This window comes from Bordetella genomosp. 7 (genome assembly GCF_002261265.1).
Lineage (GTDB): Bacteria > Pseudomonadota > Gammaproteobacteria > Burkholderiales > Burkholderiaceae_B > Bordetella_A.
In genome coordinates this window covers 370,050-389,495 of the sequence record NZ_NEVK01000008.1, presented here as the reverse complement: position 1 = coordinate 389,495, position 19,446 = coordinate 370,050, and the positions used below count along the sequence as shown (strand labels likewise).

The 19,446-nt window shown below is 66.4% G+C and carries 18 protein-coding genes, 1 pseudogene and 1 riboswitch; of the genes and pseudogenes, 10 read left to right on the top strand and 9 right to left on the bottom strand.

Translation table 11 applies throughout. The annotated features are described in order from the left end of the window. Positions 1–15: 15 nt before the first annotated feature. Complete coding sequence (locus tag CAL19_RS17685) at positions 16–906, bottom strand: lysophospholipid acyltransferase family protein (RefSeq protein WP_026640735.1); 891 nt, start codon at positions 904–906, stop codon at positions 16–18. Then, a complete protein-coding gene (locus CAL19_RS17680) occupies positions 899–1,777 on the bottom strand; it encodes a lysophospholipid acyltransferase family protein (protein ID WP_026640734.1) in 879 nt (292 codons plus the stop codon). The genes CAL19_RS17685 and CAL19_RS17680 overlap by 8 nt, the downstream gene beginning before the upstream one ends. A gap of 274 nt (positions 1,778–2,051) precedes the next feature. Between CAL19_RS17680 and metK the strand changes: the two genes are divergently transcribed. After that, complete coding sequence (gene metK, locus CAL19_RS17675; RefSeq protein ID WP_026640733.1) at positions 2,052–3,215, top strand: methionine adenosyltransferase; 1,164 nt, start codon at positions 2,052–2,054, stop codon at positions 3,213–3,215. A 4-nt stretch (positions 3,216–3,219) separates the two neighbouring features. Here metK and CAL19_RS17670 read toward each other — a convergent pair whose 3' ends face one another. From CAL19_RS17670 to CAL19_RS17660, 3 genes and pseudogenes are all read right to left on the bottom strand, one after another. Then, positions 3,220–3,453 carry a hypothetical protein gene (locus CAL19_RS17670; RefSeq protein ID WP_094797553.1) on the bottom strand — a complete coding sequence of 78 codons (234 nt, stop codon included), beginning with the start codon at positions 3,451–3,453 and terminating at the stop codon, positions 3,220–3,222. Then, a pseudogene (locus CAL19_RS17665) lies at positions 3,450–4,615 on the bottom strand (PepSY-associated TM helix domain-containing protein). Before CAL19_RS17665 ends, CAL19_RS17670 begins: the two are co-directional and overlap by 4 nt. 10 nt (positions 4,616–4,625) lie before the next feature. Beyond that, positions 4,626–6,815 (bottom strand): TonB-dependent receptor, encoded by a 2,190-nt coding sequence (locus CAL19_RS17660; RefSeq protein ID WP_094797552.1) that lies wholly within the window; start codon positions 6,813–6,815, stop codon positions 4,626–4,628. Between the two features lie 158 nt (positions 6,816–6,973). Between CAL19_RS17660 and CAL19_RS17655 the strand changes: the two genes are divergently transcribed. The 8 genes from CAL19_RS17655 to CAL19_RS17620 all read left to right on the top strand — a co-directional run bounded on the left by CAL19_RS17655 (position 6,974) and on the right by CAL19_RS17620 (position 14,935). Then, positions 6,974–7,219, top strand: coding sequence for a DUF1289 domain-containing protein (locus CAL19_RS17655; protein WP_026640731.1), 246 nt, complete (start codon positions 6,974–6,976; stop codon positions 7,217–7,219). A gap of 89 nt (positions 7,220–7,308) precedes the next feature. After that, positions 7,309–8,361: a glycosyltransferase family 4 protein gene (locus tag CAL19_RS17650; protein WP_094797551.1), complete on the top strand. Its 1,053-nt coding sequence runs from the start codon at positions 7,309–7,311 to the stop codon at positions 8,359–8,361. Between the two features lie 58 nt (positions 8,362–8,419). Beyond that, a riboswitch (S-adenosyl-L-homocysteine riboswitch) is annotated at positions 8,420–8,539 on the top strand. Between the two features lie 98 nt (positions 8,540–8,637). After that, positions 8,638–10,056 (top strand): adenosylhomocysteinase, encoded by a 1,419-nt coding sequence (ahcY, locus tag CAL19_RS17645; RefSeq protein ID WP_094797550.1) that lies wholly within the window; start codon positions 8,638–8,640, stop codon positions 10,054–10,056. A gap of 119 nt (positions 10,057–10,175) precedes the next feature. Continuing rightward, positions 10,176–10,511, top strand: a complete 336-nt coding sequence (locus CAL19_RS17640) for a phage holin family protein (protein WP_026640728.1) — start codon at positions 10,176–10,178, stop codon at positions 10,509–10,511. 12 nt (positions 10,512–10,523) lie between these two features. Next, positions 10,524–11,372 carry a methylenetetrahydrofolate reductase [NAD(P)H] gene (metF, locus tag CAL19_RS17635; protein WP_026640727.1) on the top strand — a complete coding sequence of 283 codons (849 nt, stop codon included), beginning with the start codon at positions 10,524–10,526 and terminating at the stop codon, positions 11,370–11,372. A 248-nt stretch (positions 11,373–11,620) separates the two neighbouring features. Continuing rightward, positions 11,621–12,853: an NAD(P)/FAD-dependent oxidoreductase gene (locus CAL19_RS17630; RefSeq protein ID WP_419670210.1), complete on the top strand. Its 1,233-nt coding sequence runs from the start codon at positions 11,621–11,623 to the stop codon at positions 12,851–12,853. A 50-nt stretch (positions 12,854–12,903) separates the two neighbouring features. Continuing rightward, the gene (locus tag CAL19_RS17625) at positions 12,904–13,929 is read left to right on the top strand and encodes a dipeptidase (RefSeq protein WP_051423857.1); all 1,026 of its coding nucleotides are present in this window, start codon (positions 12,904–12,906) and stop codon (positions 13,927–13,929) included. 28 nt (positions 13,930–13,957) lie between these two features. After that, the gene (locus CAL19_RS17620) at positions 13,958–14,935 is read left to right on the top strand and encodes a tripartite tricarboxylate transporter substrate binding protein (RefSeq protein ID WP_094797548.1); all 978 of its coding nucleotides are present in this window, start codon (positions 13,958–13,960) and stop codon (positions 14,933–14,935) included. Between the two features lie 83 nt (positions 14,936–15,018). Here CAL19_RS17620 and CAL19_RS17615 read toward each other — a convergent pair whose 3' ends face one another. Then, complete coding sequence (locus CAL19_RS17615) at positions 15,019–15,369, bottom strand: glyoxalase superfamily protein (RefSeq protein WP_026640723.1); 351 nt, start codon at positions 15,367–15,369, stop codon at positions 15,019–15,021. Positions 15,370–15,463: 94 nt separating this feature from the next. Between CAL19_RS17615 and CAL19_RS17610 the strand changes: the two genes are divergently transcribed. Next, positions 15,464–16,711 carry an NAD(P)/FAD-dependent oxidoreductase gene (locus CAL19_RS17610; RefSeq protein WP_170941562.1) on the top strand — a complete coding sequence of 416 codons (1,248 nt, stop codon included), beginning with the start codon at positions 15,464–15,466 and terminating at the stop codon, positions 16,709–16,711. Positions 16,712–16,745: 34 nt separating this feature from the next. Here CAL19_RS17610 and CAL19_RS17605 read toward each other — a convergent pair whose 3' ends face one another. The 3 genes from CAL19_RS17605 to CAL19_RS17595 form a co-directional block, all read right to left on the bottom strand. After that, positions 16,746–17,606: a peptidase gene (locus tag CAL19_RS17605; protein WP_094797546.1), complete on the bottom strand. Its 861-nt coding sequence runs from the start codon at positions 17,604–17,606 to the stop codon at positions 16,746–16,748. 79 nt (positions 17,607–17,685) lie between these two features. Further along, the gene (locus tag CAL19_RS17600) at positions 17,686–18,486 is read right to left on the bottom strand and encodes a transglutaminase family protein (protein WP_094797545.1); all 801 of its coding nucleotides are present in this window, start codon (positions 18,484–18,486) and stop codon (positions 17,686–17,688) included. 17 nt (positions 18,487–18,503) lie between these two features. Next, complete coding sequence (locus CAL19_RS17595) at positions 18,504–19,445, bottom strand: alpha-E domain-containing protein (RefSeq protein ID WP_026640719.1); 942 nt, start codon at positions 19,443–19,445, stop codon at positions 18,504–18,506. Between the last annotated feature and the right edge of the window lies 1 nt (position 19,446).

The window sequence follows — 19,446 nt, the reverse complement described above, 5'->3', positions numbered from 1 at the left end:
GCGGCGGTGGCGAGTCTAGTAGAACTTGGCTTCGCCCAGCGGCCGCGTCTTGAAGCGCCGGTGCACCCAGTAATACTGGCTGGGGCAGCGCCGGACCCAGGCCTCGATCTCGCGGTTGAGCCTGGCGGTGGCGTCTTCGAGCGAGCCTTCGCCAGGAAAGTCGTCGAGCGCCGGCAGCACTTCGACGTGGTAGCGCCCGGTGGCAGGGTCCCAGAAATCGATGACCGGCAGCACCGCCGCATCCCATTTGCGGGCAAGCTGAGCCGTTGCCAGCAGCGTGGCGGCCGGCACGCCGAAAAACGGCACGAACACGGCGCCGTTGCGGCCGAAATCCATGTCGGGCAGGTAGTAGACGGGGCGCGGCGCGCGCAGGTGCCGGATCAGCTCGCGCACGCCGTCTTTGCGGCTGACCAGAAAGACTTCGTTAAACCGCGCGCGGCCCCGGCTCACGATGGCATCCACCGAGGGGTCGCTCTGCGGGGTGTACATGGTGGCGCTGCTGGGCACTTCCATGGTCAGGCGCGTGGCGGCCGCGTCCAGGGCCACGAAGTGCGGCGCCAGCAGCAACACCGGGCGGCCTTCGGCGATCAGCGCGTTGATGCGTTCGGCGCCGGTTTGGGTAACCATCTCGCGCACGGCCTCGGGCGTGCCATACCAGAGCACGCCGCGATCGACGATAGTCTGGGCCAGGGCGCGGAAATGCTCGTGCAGCCAGCGTTCGCGCAAGGCCTCGGGCTCGTCGGGAAAGCACAGCCGCAGATTCATGCGCACGATGCGCGCCCGCGATCGGGCCAGCCGAGGCGCCAGCCAGCCCAGCGCCGCGCCCACGCGTTGGCGCGTGGCCGGACGCATGCGGCCAAACCAGGCAAACAGCGCGGCCAGCGCGCGCGTCTTGAAGTCAGTCATGTACGGCGGGGGTGTCGGTGGCATCTGCGCGCGGGGCCGGTGGCGCGCCGCGCGGCGTCTTGTAGCGGTTGTAACTCCACAAATACTGATGCGGGATGCGGCGGATCAGCTTTTCCATGGCGGCGTTGAACAGCGCCGCCTGCCCTTGCGCATCGGCGGGCAGCGGCTCGGGCACTTGTTCGAAGTGCAGGCGCCAGCCCCGTCCGCGCGGCAGGCGTTCGCCCGCCACCACGATGACGGCTACGCCGGTTTGTGCCGCCAGCTTGCCCGGCAGCGTCATGGTGTACGCCATGCGCCCGAAGAACGGCGCCCACACGCCTTCGCCCTCGCCGGGCGCCTGGTCGGGCAACAGCCCTACCGATTCGTGCCGGCGCAGGGCGCGCACGAATTCGCGCACACCCTGCATCGTGGCGGGCACGGCTTTCATGTCGGCCGTATTGCGCGCGGCATCCAGCAGCGGCGCCAGCGCCGGCATGCGCGGCGGGCGGAACATGACGGTCATGGGCGTGCCGCGCGCCGCGATGTAGCGCGCGGTGATCTCGAAGCAGCCCAGGTGCGGGGTCAGGAACAGGATGCCGCGGCCCGCGTCGCGCGCGGCCTGCGCCACCTGGAAACTGTCGGACACGGCCTTGGACAGGGCTTCGGCGCTGCTAAACCATACCTTGGGCATTTCGGCCATCATGGCGCCGGTCTCGGCGGCCGCGCGGCGCGCGAATGCCGCATCGGGATAGCCCGCCTGCGCCGCGTTGGCGCGCAGCCGCTGCCGGTAGCGCCCGGGAATGGCGTAAACCAGCAGCCCCACCGCGCGGCCAAGGGCATGCAGCACGGGCAGGGGGATCAGGGCGACGGCGCGGAACAGGGCAAGCAGCATGCAACAGTAACAACGGCAGGGGCACGCGCGGCGCGCGCAACGGTATATCGATAGATTCAGGCGGTCTGCATGAAGCGGGCATTTTCGCCTAAAATGCCCGCAGTCGCCGAGTTAACCGACAACTTGCGGGGCGACGCCCGGGGCGCAGGCTGCGCATCGGGCAAAATCCGCTAAAGCGTCGCGCCCAGATCGTCACAGGCAGGTTCGGATCCGGGGCGCTACGCGCCTCGTCAACCCTGTGTGCCGGCTACGCCGGTTTCGTAAGGACGCATCCGTGGCCAATAACGATTTTCTCTTTACTTCCGAATCCGTGTCGGAAGGGCACCCGGACAAGGTGGCCGACCAGATCTCCGACGCCATTCTCGACGCCATTTTCACGCAGGATCCGCACGCGCGCGTGGCGGCTGAAACGCTGTGCAATACCGGCCTGGTAGTGCTGGCCGGCGAAATCACCACCAAGGCCAACGTCGACTATATCCAGGTGGCGCGCGACACCATTCGCCGCATCGGCTACGACAATACCGACTACGGCATCGACTACAAAGGTTGCGCGGTGCTGGTCGCCTACGACAAGCAGTCGCCCGACATCGCCCAGGGCGTCGACCGCAACTCTGAAGACTACCTGAACCAGGGGGCGGGCGACCAGGGCCTGATGTTCGGCTATGCCTGCGACGAAACGCCCGACCTGATGCCGGCGCCCATCTGGTATGCGCACCGTCTGGTGCAGCGCCAGAGCGAACTTCGCAAAGACGGCCGCCTGCCGTGGCTGCGCCCCGACGCCAAGTCGCAGGTCACCTTCCGCTACGTTGACGGCCGCCCGGTCGAAGTCGACACGGTGGTGCTGTCCACGCAGCACTCGCCCGAGATTTCCCAGTCGGCCATCCACGAGGCCGTCATCGAAGACATCATCAAGCCCAGCTTCCCGGACGGCCTGATCACCCCGCGCACGAAGTTCCTGGTGAACCCCACCGGCCGCTTTGTCATTGGCGGGCCGCAGGGCGATTGCGGGCTTACGGGCCGCAAGATCATCGTGGACACCTACGGCGGGGCCTGCCCCCACGGCGGCGGCGCGTTCTCGGGCAAGGATCCGTCCAAGGTCGACCGTTCCGCCGCCTACGCGGCGCGCTACGTCGCCAAGAACATCGTGGCGGCCGGCCTGGCGCGCCAGTGCCAGGTGCAGGTCAGCTACGCCATTGGCGTGGCCGAACCCATCAACATCACGGTGTACACCGAAGGCACCGGCGTGATCCCGGACGACCAGATCGCCAAGCTGGTGCGCGAGCACTTCGACCTGCGCCCCAAGGGCATCGTCAATATGCTCGACCTGTTGCGCCCCATCTACACCAAGACGGCGGCTTATGGGCACTTCGGCCGCGCCGAACCCGAGTTCACCTGGGAAGCGGTGGACAAGGCCCAGGCCTTGAAGCAAGCAGCCTGACGCACTACGGCTGGCGCCCGGCACCCCTTGCGGGAGTCAGGCGCCAGCGCCACGCCCAGCATACTGCCGCCACCGGCGCCAGCATCGTCAGCCAGGACAATCCGTCCCATGCGCCGTCGCCAAACAGCGCCGACAGCAGTCCCACGATAGACGCCAGGCCCAGCCATACCGGCACGCGAAACACCTCGCGCGCCGACTGCGCATGGTCGGTACGGGTATGCGTAGCATTGCGGTTCATCGCGCGGCCTCTTGTGTGCCGGCGTCCTGCATCGCATCCGCGAAGTCGGGCGCGTCGCCGGCCTTCCGGCGCGAGGCCGCCGCCGTGGGCTTGCGCAGCCACAGGTACAGGCCGCTGCCCAGCACGATTATCGTGAAGATATCCAGTATGGCCCACAACACTTTCAAGGGCAGTCCGCCGTAGTCGCCGAAATGCAGCGGCTGCGACAGGAACAGTGTCTTCACGTACCACGGCATCTCACGCGAGTCGGTCAGCGCGCCGGTGGATGCATCGACCAGGGCCGGCTTGAGCAGGCGCGAGGTCACCGGTGTGCTGCCTTTCATGAAGAACGTGTAGTGGTGGGGGCTGGAAAACATCGTGCCGGGAAATGCCACCAGGCTTACCGTCATGCCGGGCACGGCGGCGCGCGCGGTTTCCAGCGACGCCTGCAGGTGGGCCGGCTGTGTCACGGGCGGCAGGCCGCGGTAGGGCGCCGTCATCTCGGCCATCTGGTCCATTTGCCATACGCCCAGCACAATGCGGCTCAGGGTGTTGATACTGCCGGTGACGCCTACCACCAGCAGCCAGACGACGGTGACGATGCCCAGCAGGTTATGCCAGTCCAGCCATTTGATGCGGGCGCTGCGCCCGGCGCGCAGCGCGCCGAATTTCAGCCGGCGCATGAACGGGTAGTACAGCACCACGCCCGACACGATCGCCACCGCCATCAGCAGGCCCATCGCGCCCAGGAACAGCATGCCCGGCAGTCCGGCGAACATGTCGGTGTGCAGCCGGAGCATGATGTACATGAACCCCTCGTCGGTGGCCGGCTCGTCCAGCACCCGGGCCGTGCGCGAATCGACGATGAGGGCGTTGTTTTCATCGGGAGGCGCGTCCAAGGCGCGGGCCATGGACACATAGGTCAGGTCGGGATGCTCGTCCTGGTCCCAGAACATATAGCGGATGACCTCGCCGGGGCGGCGCTCGTGGGCGGCCTGTGCGATCCGGTCCAGGCTGGCGTAGGGCGTGCCGGGCGGCATCGGGGGCGCCTCTACCACCCCGGCATATGCTCGATCTCTTCGTGAAAGATCAGGGGCAGGCCGGTGATGCACAGCAGCAGCAGGAACGCCGTGCTGACCAGGCTGCTCCACTTGTGTATCCAGGACCAGGTTTGCGTGGACATCGTCATGTCCTTAGAAAGCGATGCTCGCCGACAAGGTGTAGGTGCGCGGGTTGCCGACGAACAGGTAGCCGCTGGTCGAGGTGCCCCAGTAGTTCTTGTTGAACAGATTCTCCACGTTGAAGCGGAAGGTCACCGGCTTGCCGCTGACGCGGGTTTCGTAGCGCGCGCCCGCGTCAAAGCGGGTCCAGCTGGGCAGCGACAGCGTGTTGGCCGCGTCGGCGTAGCTGCTGTCCGTGTACACGACGCGGCCCAGCAGCGTCAGGCCCGGCACGAAGGGCGTGTCCCATTCGGCTGCCAGGTTGATCTGCCAGTCGGGCACGCCGATGGCCTGGTTATCCTGCAGGTCCGGCGATACCGCTTCGGTGATGACCGCATCGATATAGCTTGCGCCGCCCAGCAGGCGCACCCCGCGCGCCACTTCGGTGGCGAACGTAAGCTCGACCCCGCGATTGCGCTGCTCGCCGTACTCGCCGAACGTATTGCCGGATATCCCGGAACTGGGGCGCGTCAGTTCAAAAAGCGCGAGCGTGGCCAGTGTGCTGTCGCTCGGGCTGAACTTGACGCCGATTTCTTTCTGCTTGGACTTGAACGGCGGCAGCGTTTCGCCGGGATTGGTGATGGCGGCGCTGGTCGGAGCGGTATCGCCTTGCGACAGGCCTTCGACATAGCTGGCATACAGCGATACATCGGGCCGCAATCTGAACACGATCCCGGCAAACGGCGTGGTGGCGCTTTTATCGTAGCGGGGGCCGCTGGGCTCGCCGTTGGTGAAGTTGTAGTTCTGGCCTTCTACCTGCTGGCGCCTCACGCCCAGCGATAACTGCAGGCGATCCTGCATGAATCCCATGGTGTCGGCCAGCGCGTAGCTGGTGAGCCGGGTGCTTTGATAGCGGTTCAGCGGGTTATCGATGCCCGCCGTCGACGGCGTGTCGAACACATCGCCCGAATAGATATTGGACGTGCCGCCCGGATACCCGGTGTAGAACCCCAGTCTGGAATCCTGGTCGAGCCGGGTGTAGCTGAACGCCGCCTTGTGGCTGACAGGGCCGGTATTGAAATGGGCGCGCAAGCCCAGTTCGGTGGACTTGCTGTCTACCGTCATGCGCTGCCAGCCGCCAAAATACGAATAATCGCCCTGCGAATTCAGCAGGACGGGGTTGGCCGCAATGGCATCCCAGTCCAGCTTGCGCTGGCCATAGCCGGCATACGCGGTAAGGTGATCCGTCAGGTCGTATTCCACCTTGAGCACGCCCGAGCCGTTGCGGCCGTCGCTCCAGCCCAGGCCGGGATAGGGGTTCTTTCCGGCAGGCGCCTTGGGAATGGCGTCCAGCCCCGGGCCCAGCTGGAACTGCCGCACCACGTTGTCGATGTGTTCCTTCTGCCACAGCAGGTCCAGCGACGCGCGCAGGGCCTTGCCACGGTAATCCAGGGCCACCGAGCCCAGCGCGTCACGTGCCGACTGGTCTTTGATGGGCGTATCGCCGTCGCGCATCATTGCATTTACGCGTATGCCAAACGCGTTGTCGGGCCCGAAGCGGCGCCCGATGTCTGCATGCACCCCGAATACCGAATCCGACATCACGCTGCCGGTCAGCCGCGTAATGGGCTCGTCGGTCGCGCGCTTGGGAACCAGGTTGACCACGCCGCCCACGCTGCCGCCCGGAGTCATGCCGAACAGCGCCGCCGATGGACCTTTGATGATTTCGATGCGTTCCAGCGCTTCTACCGGGGCGCGCCAATAGGGCGTCAGGCCGAACATGCCGTTGAACGCAAAGTCCGACGTGGGCACCGAGAAGCCGCGGATGGTCAGGTCTTCGTTGATGTTCGAGCGGGCGCTGCCCATGCGCACGGACGGGTCCATGGTGGCCACATCGGCCACCGAACGCGCCTGTTCGTTTTCTATGGTCTGGGCGGTATAGCTGGTGACGCTGAAGGGCGTGTCCATGACCGACGTGTTGCCCAGGATGCCCATGCGGGCGCCGCCGCCGATCTGCCCGCCCGCGATGGCGGCGGGCGCCTCGTCCAGGGCGACCGGCGCGCCGGTGACAGTGACCGTGGGCAGCACGGCGGGGGCGCTGGCGGAATCGGCGCCCTGCGCCGACAGCGCGGCAGCGTACAACGCCGCGCCGCCTGCCAGCACGTGCCTGATCGCGGTCAGCCGCCTTGGCCGGCCCGGATTATCCTGGGAAATGTCGTCCACTTCCTGCCCCCGTAATTAAAAAACGACATGATAATAATTCGCAATAATAATTACTACGGGAATTTCCCTGTGTCGCTGCGAGCGGCGGCACCGGCAGACCGCCCCGGCAGCAGGGATATCCCAATAGGGGACATAGCAGGGGTGTTAAGCTGCCGCGCATGAGCAACACCCCTTCCAAGGGCGCCGGCGCCCCGGATGCTGTCTGCGCCGACGCTTCCCGACAGGCCTTTACCGCTACCGATTCGCCCTGCGTGGCCGTCTGCTCCACCCTGTTCGACGAGATCTGCCGCGGCTGCGGTCGCACGGCCGCCGAAGTGTCCAACTGGGTCTTCATGACCGACGACGAAAAGCAGGCCGTCTGGCAGCGTATCCGCGCGCAGGGATACCCGCGCCGCAAAGGCTGACCGACGGGCGCACGGCGCCTTTGTCTTGGCCCGGTCACATACCGCAGGCTAAATCCGGTTATCGACGACTTCCGTGTCCGGAGGATCCCATGCGGATCGTGCTTGTTACCGACGCCTGGCCCCCGCAGGTCAACGGCGTGGTGCGCACCTGGACCACCATGCAGCGCCTGTTGACCCTGTGGGGCCACGAACTGCTGGTGGTCAGCCCCACGGGTGCGCGCACGGTGCCCGCGCCGTCCGAGCCCGAACTGCGCCTGTGCGTGGCGCCCGGCCGGCAGCTGCGCCGCGTGCTGGGCGACATCGTGCCCGATGCGCTGCACATCGCCACCGAAGGCCCGCTGGGGCTGGCCGCGCGCCGCCTGGCGCTGCGCCGCGGCTGGCAGTTCACCACGTCATTTCACACGATGTTTCCGGATTACCTGCAGGCGCGCATGGGGATCCCGTCCGCCTTGCCATGGCGTTATCTGCGCTGGTTTCACCGGCCTTCGGCCTGCGTGCTGGTGCCCACGCCCACGGTGCGCGACATCGTGGCCGCCCGCGGCCTGGCCAACCTGCGGGTGTGGTCGCGCGGGGTGGACGCGGCACACTTCCGCCCGGGGCGCCGCGACGCCTTCGCCGGCCTGCCGCGGCCCATTTTCCTGAGCGTGGGGCGGGTGGCGCGCGAGAAGAACCTGGACGCCTTCCTGTCGCTGGACCTGCCGGGCAGCAAAGTGGTGATCGGCGCAGGCCCCGACGAGGCGCGCCTGCGCCAGGCGTACCCCCAGGCGCATTTCCTGGGCATGCAGACCGACGACAAGCTGCCGGCTTATTACTCGGCCGCCGACGTGTTTGTGTTTCCCAGCACGACGGACACGTTTGGCCTGGTCATGCTGGAAGCCATGGCCTGCGGCACGCCGGTGGCCGCCTTTCATTCCGAAGCGCCGCGTGCCGTGATAGACGCCGGGGCCACGGGCTTTGTGAATGATGATCTGGGCATGGCCTGCCGTCAGGCCCTGGAGCTGGACCGTGCCGGGGTGCGCGAAGGGGCGCTCAAGCGCACCTGGGAAAGCGTGGCGCAGGACCTGCTGGCCGCCCTGGCGCCGCTGACGCCGGCCGCCGCGGCCCACGGTGGCGCCGCGGCGCATCCCGCCAGCCCGGCGTGAACTACGGCCGGCGGCCGCCCAGTGTTGCGCGCCCGCCTGCACCCGGTACAATTCAGCCAGTCCTGAGGAGCGCTGCGACGATCCATGGCTGCCACACACGCGGGCGGCCGGGTCGCCAGGCTCAGGAATCTCACCAGGCGCCGCCCCGGGCGGCGTCCAGCAACGGCGCTCACCTTTGTCGCAGGGTCGATAAAGGCGGGCGCGCTTTCCATGATCTGTGCTTCCGTCGGCCGCCCGCGACGCGCGTTGCCGTTGAATATTTACCGGAGTACACACATGAACGCAGTTTCCGACCAAGCCGTTGCTGATTATCACGTTGCCGACCTGTCGCTGGCCGCCTGGGGGCGGCGCGAGCTGGCCATCGCCGAAACCGAGATGCCGGGCCTGATGGCCATCCGCGAGGAATTCGCCGCCAGCCAACCCCTGAAGGGCGCGCGCATCGCAGGCAGCCTGCACATGACCATCCAGACCGGCGTGCTGATCGAGACGCTGAAGGCGCTGGGCGCCGAAGTGCGCTGGGCGTCGTGCAATATCTTCTCCACCCAGGACCACGCCGCCGCGGCCATCGCCGCCACCGGCACGCCGGTATTCGCGGTCAAGGGCGAAACGCTCGAAGAATACTGGCAGTACACGCACCGCATTTTCGAATGGCCGGAAGGCCGTCACGCCAACATGATCCTGGACGACGGCGGCGATGCCACGCTGCTGCTGCACCTGGGTGCGCGGGCCGAGCAAGACGCCTCGGTGCTGTCCAAGCCGGGCAGCGAAGAAGAGCGCGTGCTGTTTGCTTCCATCAAGGCCACGCTGGCGCGCGACCCCAAGTGGTATTCGACCCGCCTGGCCGAAGTTCGCGGCGTGACCGAAGAAACCACCACTGGCGTGCACCGCCTGTACCAGATGGCGCAAAAGGGCGAGCTTGCCTTTGCCGCGATCAACGTGAACGACTCGGTCACCAAGTCCAAGTTCGACAACCTGTATGGCTGCCGCGAGTCGCTGGTCGACGGCATCAAGCGCGCCACCGACGTCATGGTGGCCGGCAAGATCGCCGTCGTGGCCGGCTATGGCGACGTGGGCAAGGGCTGCGCCCAGGCGCTGGCCGCGCTGCGCGCCCAGGTGTGGGTCACCGAGGTCGACCCGATCTGCGCGCTGCAGGCCGCGATGGAAGGCTACAAAGTGGTCACCATGGAAGAAGCCGCGCCTCATGCCGACATCTTCGTCACCGCCACCGGCAACTACCACGTCATTACGCGCGAGCACATGGCGGCCATGAAAGACCAGGCCATCGTGTGCAACATCGGCCACTTCGACAACGAAATCGACGTGGCGTCGCTGGACGACTGCCAGTGGGAAGAGATCAAGCCGCAGGTCGACCACGTGGTGTTTCCCGATGGCAAGCGCATCATCCTGCTGGCCAAGGGCCGGCTGGTGAACCTGGGCTGCGCCACGGGCCACCCGTCGTTCGTGATGTCTTCGTCGTTTGCCAACCAGACCATCGCGCAGATCGAACTCTTCACGCGTAACGACGCCTACGTGCGCGGCCAGGTGTATGTGTTGCCCAAGCATCTGGACGAAAAAGTGGCGCGCCTGCACCTGAAGAAACTGGGCGCCAAGCTCACCGAGCTGCGTCCGGAACAAGCCAGCTACATCAACGTGCCGGTAGAAGGCCCCTACAAGCCCGAGCACTATCGTTATTGATCTGTAGCACAATAGGCAGGCCGCGCCAGGTGGCGCGGCGGCCCCACCTGGGCGGCCCCACCTAGGCGGCCCCACCTGGGCGGCCCCACCGTCATTCTGGCGCTTAACCGGAGATCGCAATGACCTTGATACTCGTCTGGATCCTGAACGCAATTGCCCTGCTCGCCGTGGCCTACCTGCTTCCGGGTATCGCGGTGGCGAGCTTTGGCTCGGCCCTGATCGCCGCGCTGGTGCTGGGTCTGTTGAACATGCTGGTCAAGCCGGTGCTGGTGCTGCTGACGCTGCCCATCACGATCGTGACCCTGGGCCTGTTCCTGATCGTGCTCAACGCGCTGCTGTTCTGGCTGGCCGGTTCCATCCTGCGAGGCTTTCAGGTCAACGGCTTCTGGTGGGCCGTGGCGGGCGCCATTCTGTACAGCATCATTTCCGGGCTGCTTTCGCGCCTGATTCCCTGATTTCTTCTTCTGATGACCGCCTCAACTACCGCTGCACTGAGCCTGGAATTTTTCCCGCCGCGCGACATCGCCGCCCAAGAGCGCCTGGTGCGCGCGGCCAAGCAGATGCTGGCCATGCAGCCGCGCTATGTCAGCGTGACGTTCGGCGCGGGCGGCTCTACCCGCGCCGGCACGGCCGATACGGTGCGCATGCTGCAGAACCTGGGTTGCGATGCCGCGCCGCACCTGTCGTGTATTGGCGCCACGCGCGACAGCCTGCGCGACATACTCGCGGCGTACCGCGAACAGGGCGTGCGCCGCCTGGTGGCGCTGCGCGGCGACCTGCCCTCGGGCATGGGGGGCGACCCCGGAGAACTGCGCTACGCCGCCGACCTGGTTGCGTTCATCCGTGCACAGACCGGCGACACGTTCCACATCGAAGTGGCCGCGTATCCCGAAATGCATCCGCAGGCCGCCAGCCCGTCGGTCGACCTGGATCACTTCGTGGCCAAGGTCAACGCCGGCGCCGACGCCGCCATTACACAGTACTTTTTCAACGCCGACGCGTACTTCGATTTTGTCGATCGTGCGCAAGCCAAGGGCGTGAAGATACCCATCGTGCCGGGCATCATGCCCATTACCAACCACAACCAGCTGGTGCGATTCTCGGAAATGTGCGGCGCCGAGATCCCGCGCTGGATCCGGCTGCGGCTGGCCGAGTTCGGCGACGACAAGGCGTCCATCCGCGCCTTCGGCGTCGATGTGGTGGGCGAGCTGTGCCAGACGCTGCTCGACAACGGCGCGCCCGGCCTGCATTTCTATACCTTGAATCACGCCGAGGCTCCCCTGGCCATCTGGCGCGAACTCGACCTGCCCGCCTAACAGGCCATCCGGCCCGCCCCGAGTTGGGGCGCCCTGCGCCAAATGGCTATTTCTTTCGCGCCGCCCCCTGTGGGCGGCGTCGTCGTTCCTGGCCCTTGTACGTATCCATGGCCGATGCCATCCGGGATTTCCTGATTGCGCGGCACGGCCATATCGATATATAAATATCGCATTACAAGTTGTGTTATCGAATAACGATATTAATGTCAAATACCGGTGCGGCCAGGCCACTACCCAAAACACTAGATGTGGCAGTCATTGGCGGGGGAATTATTGGTGTCAGCACCGCGTATGCGCTGGCGCGCGCGGGCGTGCGCGTGGGGGTATTCGAAAAGGGCCATATCGGGGGCGAGCAGTCGTCGCGCAACTGGGGCTGGGTGCGCACGCTGGGGCGCGACCCGGCCGAAGTGCCGCTGGCAATCCGCGCCAAGCAGTTGTGGGCCGATATCCAGGCGCAGGTCGATGTGGGGTTCCGGAACACCGGCGTGCTGTACCTGCAGGAGGCCGATGCCGACAGGCAGCAGCACCAGGGCTGGCTGCAAAGCGTGAGGGACTATGGCGTAGACGCGACCCTGCTTGAGCGCGCGGCATTGTCATCGTTGATTCCCGCGTCGGCCCGGCAATGGTCGGGCGCCATGTACAGCGCCTCGGACGGCGTGGCAGAGCCGGCCATCGCCACGCAATGTATTGCCGACCTTGCCCGCCAGGCGGGCGCGCTGGTGCACGAAAACTGCGCGGTGCGGGGTGTGGAGCAAAGCGGCGGCAAGGTCAGCGCGGTGGTCACCGAGCACGGCGCGGTGGCGGTGCAGTCGGCGCTGCTGGCCGGAGGCGCATGGTCGCGGCTGTTCTGCGGAAATCTCGGCGTGGAGTTTCCCCAGCTCAAGGTGCGAGGGTCGGTGCTGCGCACCACGGCGCTGGACGCGGGCCCGTTGGCCGCCATCAACGGCAAGAATTTCACCTGCCGCAAGCGCGGCGACGGCGGCTACACCGTTTCGCAATTCGGCGCGTCCATGGCCGACCTGGTGCCCGACAGCTTCCGGCTGTTCGGCAGCTTTGTCAGGAGCTGGCTGCGCAACCGCGACTTTGTGCGCCTGCGCGTGGGCAAGCGGTTTTTCGAAGAACTGGCCGTGCCCCGGCGTTTCGCGCTGGACCAAGTGTCGCCGTTTGAAAGAACCCGCGTGCTGGATCCCGGGCCTTCGCAGGCCGGGTTGCGCCAGGCCTGGCAGAACGTCGTGCACGCCTTTCCGGAATTTGCCCAGGCGCGGGTGGCCCAGTCGTGGGCGGGCTACATCGACGTGACTCCCGACGCGCTGCCGGTGATGTCGGCCGTGGACGCTGTGCCGGGCCTCTACCTGGCGTCCGGATTCTCCGGGCACGGGTTCGGCATCGGCCCCGCCGCGGGCGAGGTGATGAAAGACCTGCTGTTGGGCAACCGGCCCGCTGTAGATATGGGCGCGTTCCGATTGGGGCGCTTTTTATAGCTTGCACAATGGGCTCGCGGCCCGCAACGATTGCATCAGGAGAGAATTCAATGAGCGCAACATCCGAAGCCCTGCACCGCAAGTCGGTCGTCATCGACGGGCTGGTGTTCTTCAGTGATGGAAATACACGCGACATGCTCGCAGGGGGCGTCAGCGCCATCAACCTTACCGTTACCGAGATGAGCGCGGGCTTCGAAGAAGCACTGCGCGACGCCATTACCTGGCGCGAGCGCGCGCTCGACCCGTCCGGGTCGTGGCTGCTCGTGCAACAGGCCGGCGATATCGCGCTGGCCAAGCAACAGGGCAAGCTGGGCCTCATCATGGGCTGGCAGAACGCCAAGCCACTGGGAGACCAGGTCGACCGCGTCAAACTTTTCCATACGCTGGGCATCCGGGTCATCCAGCTTACCTACAACGAAGCCAACCTGATCGGCGATGGCTGCCTGGAAAAGCGCAACGCCGGCCTGTCGATGCTGGGCGTCGACATGGTGAAAGAGATGAATCGGGTTGGTATCGCCATCGACCTCAGCCACTGCGCCCCGCAAACCTGCCTGGACGCGGCCCGCCACAGCAGCAAGCCCGTGCTGCTGACGCACGCCAACGCCAATGCAGTGATCGAGCGTCCCCGCAACAAGTCCGACGATGTGATCCGCGCGGTGGCCGACACCGGAGGGGTTATCGGCTGCAGCATCCATGCCTACCTGCTTTGGCGGGGCCAGGCGGGGCAGCGTCCCACGCTGGAAGACTTCGTGGCCAATATCAAGCATATCGGCAACCTGGTGGGATACGAACACGTGGGTATCGGCACCGACTATCCGTCGGTGGATACGTACGAGGCGGTGCGTCACGTGATGGTGATGTCGCGCACCAAGTATGCCGCGTCGGGCGGCGATTTTTCCAGCGCCTTCGGCGATGTGATGGAAGCGCGGTATCCGGAAGAAATTCCCACGCCCGTGCAGTTTCCGCGCATCACGCAGGCGCTGGAAGAAGGCGGCCTGACCGCTGCGCAGATCGAAGGCGTGCTTGGCGGCAATTTCCAGCGCGTATTCGGCGAAATCTGGTCCGCGGCGCAATAACGGGCGGCCGCACAACAAGGGGAAAACCATGAAATACCTGTTTAAACGTATTGCGGCGCTGGTCGCCGCGTCGGCCGCCGTGGCTGCCGCGCCCGCGTTCGCGCAGGCCGATTATCCGTCGCGCCCGATCCGCCTTATCGTGCCGTACAACGCGGGCGGTTCCACCGACATGGTGGCGCGCCGCCTGGCCGAGCTTTCCGAGCCGATACTGGGCCAGTCGATCATTGTGGAAAACCGCGGCGGGGCCGGCGCCACGCTGAGCTCCAAGGCCATGGTGGGCGCCAGCCCCGATGGCCATACGCTGGCCGTGATCCTGAGCCCGACGTTGCGCATGCCGCACATCGCCGACGTGGGGTACGACCCGCTCAAGGACTTTACCTACATCGTCGCCCTGGCCGGCTACACGGTGGGCGCGGGCGTGCTGGCGGATTCGCCGTTCAAGACGTTCGACGACCTTGTCGCCTACGCCAAGGCCAACCCGGACAAGATCACCTACGGTACGGCCAGCGTGGGCAGTTTCTCGAACGTCATGATGGAAGAAACCGCGGCGCGCCATGGCATCAAATGGCGGCACATTCCGTTCAAGGGCGAATCCGAAGTGATTCCGGCGGTGATGGGCGGTTTTGTCGACGTGTACGCCGGATCGACCACAGTGCTGCCCATGGTGAAGTCGGGCAAGATGCGCATGCTGGTGACCTGGGGCGCCCAGCGTGCGCCGCAGTTCCCCGATACGCCCACGCTGCAGGAAGTGGACGGCACGCCCCCGATCTACGCGCCCATGGGCATCATCGGCCCCAAGGGCATGGACCCGGCCGTGGTGAAGAAACTGCATGACGTGTTCAAGCAGGTGGCCGACACCAAGGAATTCCAGGACGCGCTGTTCCAGTTCGGCATGCAGGAAAGCTACATGAAGACCGAAGACTATGCCAGCTACGCCGCCGAGCAGTTCGAGCTCGAAGGCGAAATCGTCAAGAAGCTGGGCCTGGCGGAAAACGCCAAGAAGTAGCCGGCAGATTTCAGGGGGGAAGAAACACGGACCCGGCGCCGGGTCCGTGTACCGCCGCATCCATGCGGCTCTTCAGCGCGGTGTCAATGATGCGCCAGGATGTTCACCAGCTTGCCGAAGGGGTCGCGCACATAAAAACGCCGCACGCCCCAAGGCTCGTCGGCCGGTCCGTATTCGATGTCGAAGCCGCCTGCCCGCATGCGGCGCAGGGCCTCGTCCACGTCGTCCACTTCGATGGAAAGGTCGGGCACCGGGGTGCCGGACCCGCCCTGCGTCGCCACGCTGAGCTGTACCGTCGCCTGGTGCGCCGTGCCGTAGGTCGCCAGCCAGCCGTGGTCCATCAGTACTTGCAGCCCCAGCGCTTCCTGGTAAAAGCGGCGGGCCGTGGCCATATCTGCGGTAGCAATATTGGGAACGATGCGCTTGACTTGCATAAAGGCCTCTTGATGCGTGCGCCCCGGTGGATGCGCTGGCGGCCCGGAATGAATGATCCCGGTACAACCTGTCCTTTATAAGTCACGAACGGCAATGAGCCAAACCAAGCGGGTCGCAGTCATCGGGGCGGGCATCGTCGGCCTGTCCGTGGCGCTCTGGCTGCAGCGGGCGGGCGTGCGCGACGTCATCCTGATAGACAAGGCGCCGCCCGGCGGCGGCGCATCGTTCGGCAATGCCGGCGTGATGGCCGACTACGCGCGCGTGCCGTTTGCCAATTGGGCGCAGTTCAAGCAGCTGCCCCGCGCGTTGCTCGACCGGTCCAGCCCGGTGGCGGTGCGTCGTCATTATTTGCCCCCGATGCTGCGCTATGCCGCGGGCTTTACGCGAGCCTGCACGCCATCCCGGTTCCACGCCGGTTGCCGGGCCCTGGTCGCGTTGCAGCGCACGGCGGTGCAGGACACCACTACGCTGCTGCAGCACGCCGGCGCCACGTCGCTGGTGCGCGACAGCGGCGTGCTGGCGCTGAGTTCCAGCAGGGCCGGCCTGCAGCAGGCGTTGGCCGGGCATGTGGGGTTGCGTGAACGCCTGGGCGCACGCGCGGCGCGGCTAAGCGCGGCCGAGGCCGCGGCGCTGGAACCCGCCGTCGCCGATTTTCACGCGGGCGGCATTTACTATCCCGGCGGCCGCTACGCGCGCGATCCCCATGAACTGTGCCTGCGCTATGCCTCGCAGTTCGCGCGGGCGGGCGGGCGCTTCGTGCGCATGGAAGTTGAATCGATACAGGCCGCGCGGCACGGGTGCACCGTGGCGGGCGGCGGCCGGCAGCAGGCCTGTGATCATGTGGTGGTATGTACAGGAGCGGCTGGGGCGCGGCTGGCCGCCGCGCTGGGCTTGCGCCTGCCGCTGGTCAGCGAACGGGGCTACCACCTGATGCTGCAGGCCGATGACATCGCGTTGACGCGGCCCGTGGCGTGGCTGGAAAGGTCCGTCTACCTGACCCCCATGCTGGGCGGCATACGCGTGGCGGGCGTGGCCGAGTTCGCGCAGCCCGACCACCCCGCCAGCGATGAACTGTTCGCCCTGCTCGAAGCAGACGCGGCGACCATGCTGGGCAGGCGCCCGACGGTCACGTCCAGGTGGGTGGGCGCGCGGCCATCTACGCCGGACTCGCTGCCCATCGTGGGTCGCGTGCCGTCCTGCAAGGCCGTGAGCCTGGCGCTGGGCCACGGACACCTGGGGCTCACGTTTGCAGCCGTCACGGCACGGCTGGTGGCCGAAAGCGTGGTGCGGGGTGACGATACGGCCGAAATGGCGCCCTTCTTGCCGGCGCGGTTTGCCTGAAGACGGCGGCGTCGCCGCCAGGCGCGGCAGACGGCTATTCGGGCTGCGATTGGCCCGGGTCCTGCGCGAGCACCTGCAAGGGCGGCGCTTCGCCCGCGCCGTCGTCAGGGGTCACGGCGTGCGGCTGGTACAGCCGGCCGGCCGCGGCCAGCGAATCCGAAGCCGGGGCTTCGGTCCATGCCGGATCGGCGATTTCGGCGAAAACCTGGCGCAGCCGCGCGCCCCAGGTCTTGCGTATCATGCGGAAGTACTCGTTGTCTTCGTCGATGTGCGCAAAATGCGTCACGCGCAGCGCGCCGCTTTCATACACCAGCATGTCCAGCGGCAACCCCACCGAGATATTCGATCGCAGGGTCGAGTCCATGGAAATCAACAGGCACTTGGCGGCTTCGTCCAGCGGCGTGGCGGGGCGCAGCACGCGGTCGAGTATGGGCTTGCCGTACTTGGCCTCGCCGATCTGCACGTAGGGGCAATCGGTGCTGGCCTCGATGAAGTTGCCGGCCGAATAAACCTGGAACAGCCGGCAGCGTTCTGTGCCGATCTGGCCGCCGAAGATCAGGTTGATATTGAAGTCGACGCCATGGTCGTTCAGGGCTTCGGCATCGCGCTCGTACACGCGGCGCACCGCCACGCCCACCCGGCGCGCGGCTTCGTACATGTCGGGCGCCGACCATAGCGAGTCGGGGCTGCCGGCGTCCTGCTGGGCCAATGCATTGACGACCGCCTGGCTGATGGCCAGGTTGCCCGATGTGAGCAATGCCATGACGCGATCGCCGGCTTTCTGGAACACATTGAGCTTGCGGGCAACGCTGACTTGATCGACGCCCGCGTTGGTGCGCGAGTCGGACAGAAAAACCAGGCCCGCATCCAGGCGGGCGGCTACACAGTAGGTCATGGTCGTAGGGTGGGATACGGCTGGCGTATTGTAGGGCCAGACGGCCCGGGCGGGCTCAACCTGGCCCCATTTGCGGCGCCTATTGCTGTGCCGTCTGCACGTGTACCGATACGGTCATGGATTCTTCGCCGCCGCCGTGCCGCACGCCGCGCACGGGCGAGGCCGAATCGTAATCGCGCGCCACCGCCAGGCGGCAGTGGCAGTCGGACGCGAACTGGCGGTTCGTGATGTCGACGCTGGTCCATCCCAGGCCGTCCAGCCACACATCGGCCCAGGCGTGGCTGGCAGCATGCTCGGCCTCGGTGTACAGATATCCGCTGACGTAGCGCCCCGGCACGCCCAGGCCGCGCACGCAGGCCAGGAAAAGATGCGCATGGTCCTGGCACACGCCGTGGCCCAGGCGCAGCACCTGGCTGGCCGCCGTCGTCACGTCGGTCGTGCCCGGCTCGTACATGACCCTGTCGCAGATGGCGCTGGCCAGCTCCAGCACATCGGCCGGCGTGCGCAGCCCCTGCGGCAAGGCCGCGCGCGCGAAATCGCGAACCGTATCGTCGGCTTGCGTCAGCGATGTCTGCACACAATAGGCATGCACGGGCAGGCGGTTTTCTTCCTGGCGCAGGCGGCCATCGGACAGCGGCGCGATCTCGACCTGGCCGGTCACGCACAGCTCGATGTGATCGTGCGGACGCCGCAGGGTGAGCATGTGCGTGATGTTGCCGTAGGCATCCACCTGCTGTTCCAGCGCGCCCGGCGCGTCGATGCGCCAGCGCAGCGTGCGCTGGTGCTCGTCGGTGCGCGGCGTCAGCCGCAGCGTCTGGACGCTGTAGCTTACCGGGGCGGTGTAGCGGTACTGGGTCACGTGTCGGATCAGATGCTTCATGCGTTGCTCCCTTTGCGCTAAGCCGCCAGCGACACGAGGAAATCCCGGCTGATGCGGTCGCCCAGGTCGTTGATACGCTCCAGAAAGCGTTCCAGGTACCGATGCAGGCCGCTGCGCAGAATGTCCTCGATCCGGCCGTAGCGCAGCTCCGCGTGCAGCAGGCCGGCCCGTCGTTCCGTTTCGGCCGACCACTGGTTCGACACCCGCGTCAGGTCTTCGGTCAGGGCCTGTACGGTGGCCAGCAGCGAACGCGGCATATCGGGGCGCAGGATCAGCAGTTCGGCGACGCGGTCGGGGGTCATGATGTCGCGATATACCTTGCGGTAGATCTCCAGCCCCGACAGTGAGCTCAGCAGCGCCGACCAGCGGTAGAACTCACTGGCGCGCGCGGGCGTGTCGCCATCTGCCTCGTGGAACTTCACATCGAGCAGGCGCGCGGTATTGTCGGCGCGCTCCAGGTTCATGCCCAGGCGCATGAAATACAGCGCTTCGTCTTCAAGCATGGTGCCGATGGTGACGCCGCGCGCGACGTGGGCGCGAAACTTCACCCACTCGAAGAACTTGGCCGGGTTGCGTTCCGGCAGCTGATCTTGCAGGTGCCGCTGCAATTCCAGCCAGGTGGCGTTGTAGGTTTCCCATACCTCGGTGGTCAGGCTGCCGCGCACGGCGCGCGCGTTTTCGCGGGCGGCATGCAGGCAGGCGTAGATCGACGACTGGTTGGACGGTTCGCGCACCATGTAATGCAGCACGTCCATCGGCGTGACGGCCGGGTAGCGGGCGTCGTAGCCGCTTTGCAGCTCCGAGATGCGCAGCACGGCGCTCCACAGAGTGTCGCCGGCCTGGTCGTCCTGCGGCAGCAGCGACATCTGCAGGTTCACATCAAGCATGCGCGCGGTGTTCTCGGCCCGCTCGATATAGCGGCACATCCAGAACAGGTGATCGGCAGTGCGGCTCAGCATG

Excerpts from the sequence above, each read along its gene's own strand:
- CAL19_RS17685 (WP_026640735.1), bottom strand. The coding sequence starts at position 906 with ATGACTGACTTCAAGACGCGCGCGCTGGCCGCGCTGTTTGCCTGGTTT.
- CAL19_RS17680 (WP_026640734.1), bottom strand. The coding sequence starts at position 1,777 with ATGCTGCTTGCCCTGTTCCGCGCCGTCGCCCTGATCCCCCTGCCCGTG.
- CAL19_RS17670 (WP_094797553.1), bottom strand. The coding sequence starts at position 3,453 with ATGAACCGCAATGCTACGCATACCCGTACCGACCATGCGCAGTCGGCG.
- CAL19_RS17655 (WP_026640731.1), top strand. The coding sequence starts at position 6,974 with ATGAGCAACACCCCTTCCAAGGGCGCCGGCGCCCCGGATGCTGTCTGC.
- CAL19_RS17650 (WP_094797551.1), top strand. The coding sequence starts at position 7,309 with ATGCGGATCGTGCTTGTTACCGACGCCTGGCCCCCGCAGGTCAACGGC.
- ahcY (WP_094797550.1), top strand. The coding sequence starts at position 8,638 with ATGAACGCAGTTTCCGACCAAGCCGTTGCTGATTATCACGTTGCCGAC.
- CAL19_RS17640 (WP_026640728.1), top strand. The coding sequence starts at position 10,176 with ATGACCTTGATACTCGTCTGGATCCTGAACGCAATTGCCCTGCTCGCC.
- metF (WP_026640727.1), top strand. The coding sequence starts at position 10,524 with ATGACCGCCTCAACTACCGCTGCACTGAGCCTGGAATTTTTCCCGCCG.
- CAL19_RS17625 (WP_051423857.1), top strand. The coding sequence starts at position 12,904 with ATGAGCGCAACATCCGAAGCCCTGCACCGCAAGTCGGTCGTCATCGAC.
- CAL19_RS17620 (WP_094797548.1), top strand. The coding sequence starts at position 13,958 with ATGAAATACCTGTTTAAACGTATTGCGGCGCTGGTCGCCGCGTCGGCC.
- CAL19_RS17615 (WP_026640723.1), bottom strand. The coding sequence starts at position 15,369 with ATGCAAGTCAAGCGCATCGTTCCCAATATTGCTACCGCAGATATGGCC.
- CAL19_RS17610 (WP_170941562.1), top strand. The coding sequence starts at position 15,464 with ATGAGCCAAACCAAGCGGGTCGCAGTCATCGGGGCGGGCATCGTCGGC.
- CAL19_RS17605 (WP_094797546.1), bottom strand. The coding sequence starts at position 17,606 with ATGACCTACTGTGTAGCCGCCCGCCTGGATGCGGGCCTGGTTTTTCTG.
- CAL19_RS17600 (WP_094797545.1), bottom strand. The coding sequence starts at position 18,486 with ATGAAGCATCTGATCCGACACGTGACCCAGTACCGCTACACCGCCCCG.
- CAL19_RS17595 (WP_026640719.1), bottom strand. The coding sequence starts at position 19,445 with ATGCTGAGCCGCACTGCCGATCACCTGTTCTGGATGTGCCGCTATATC.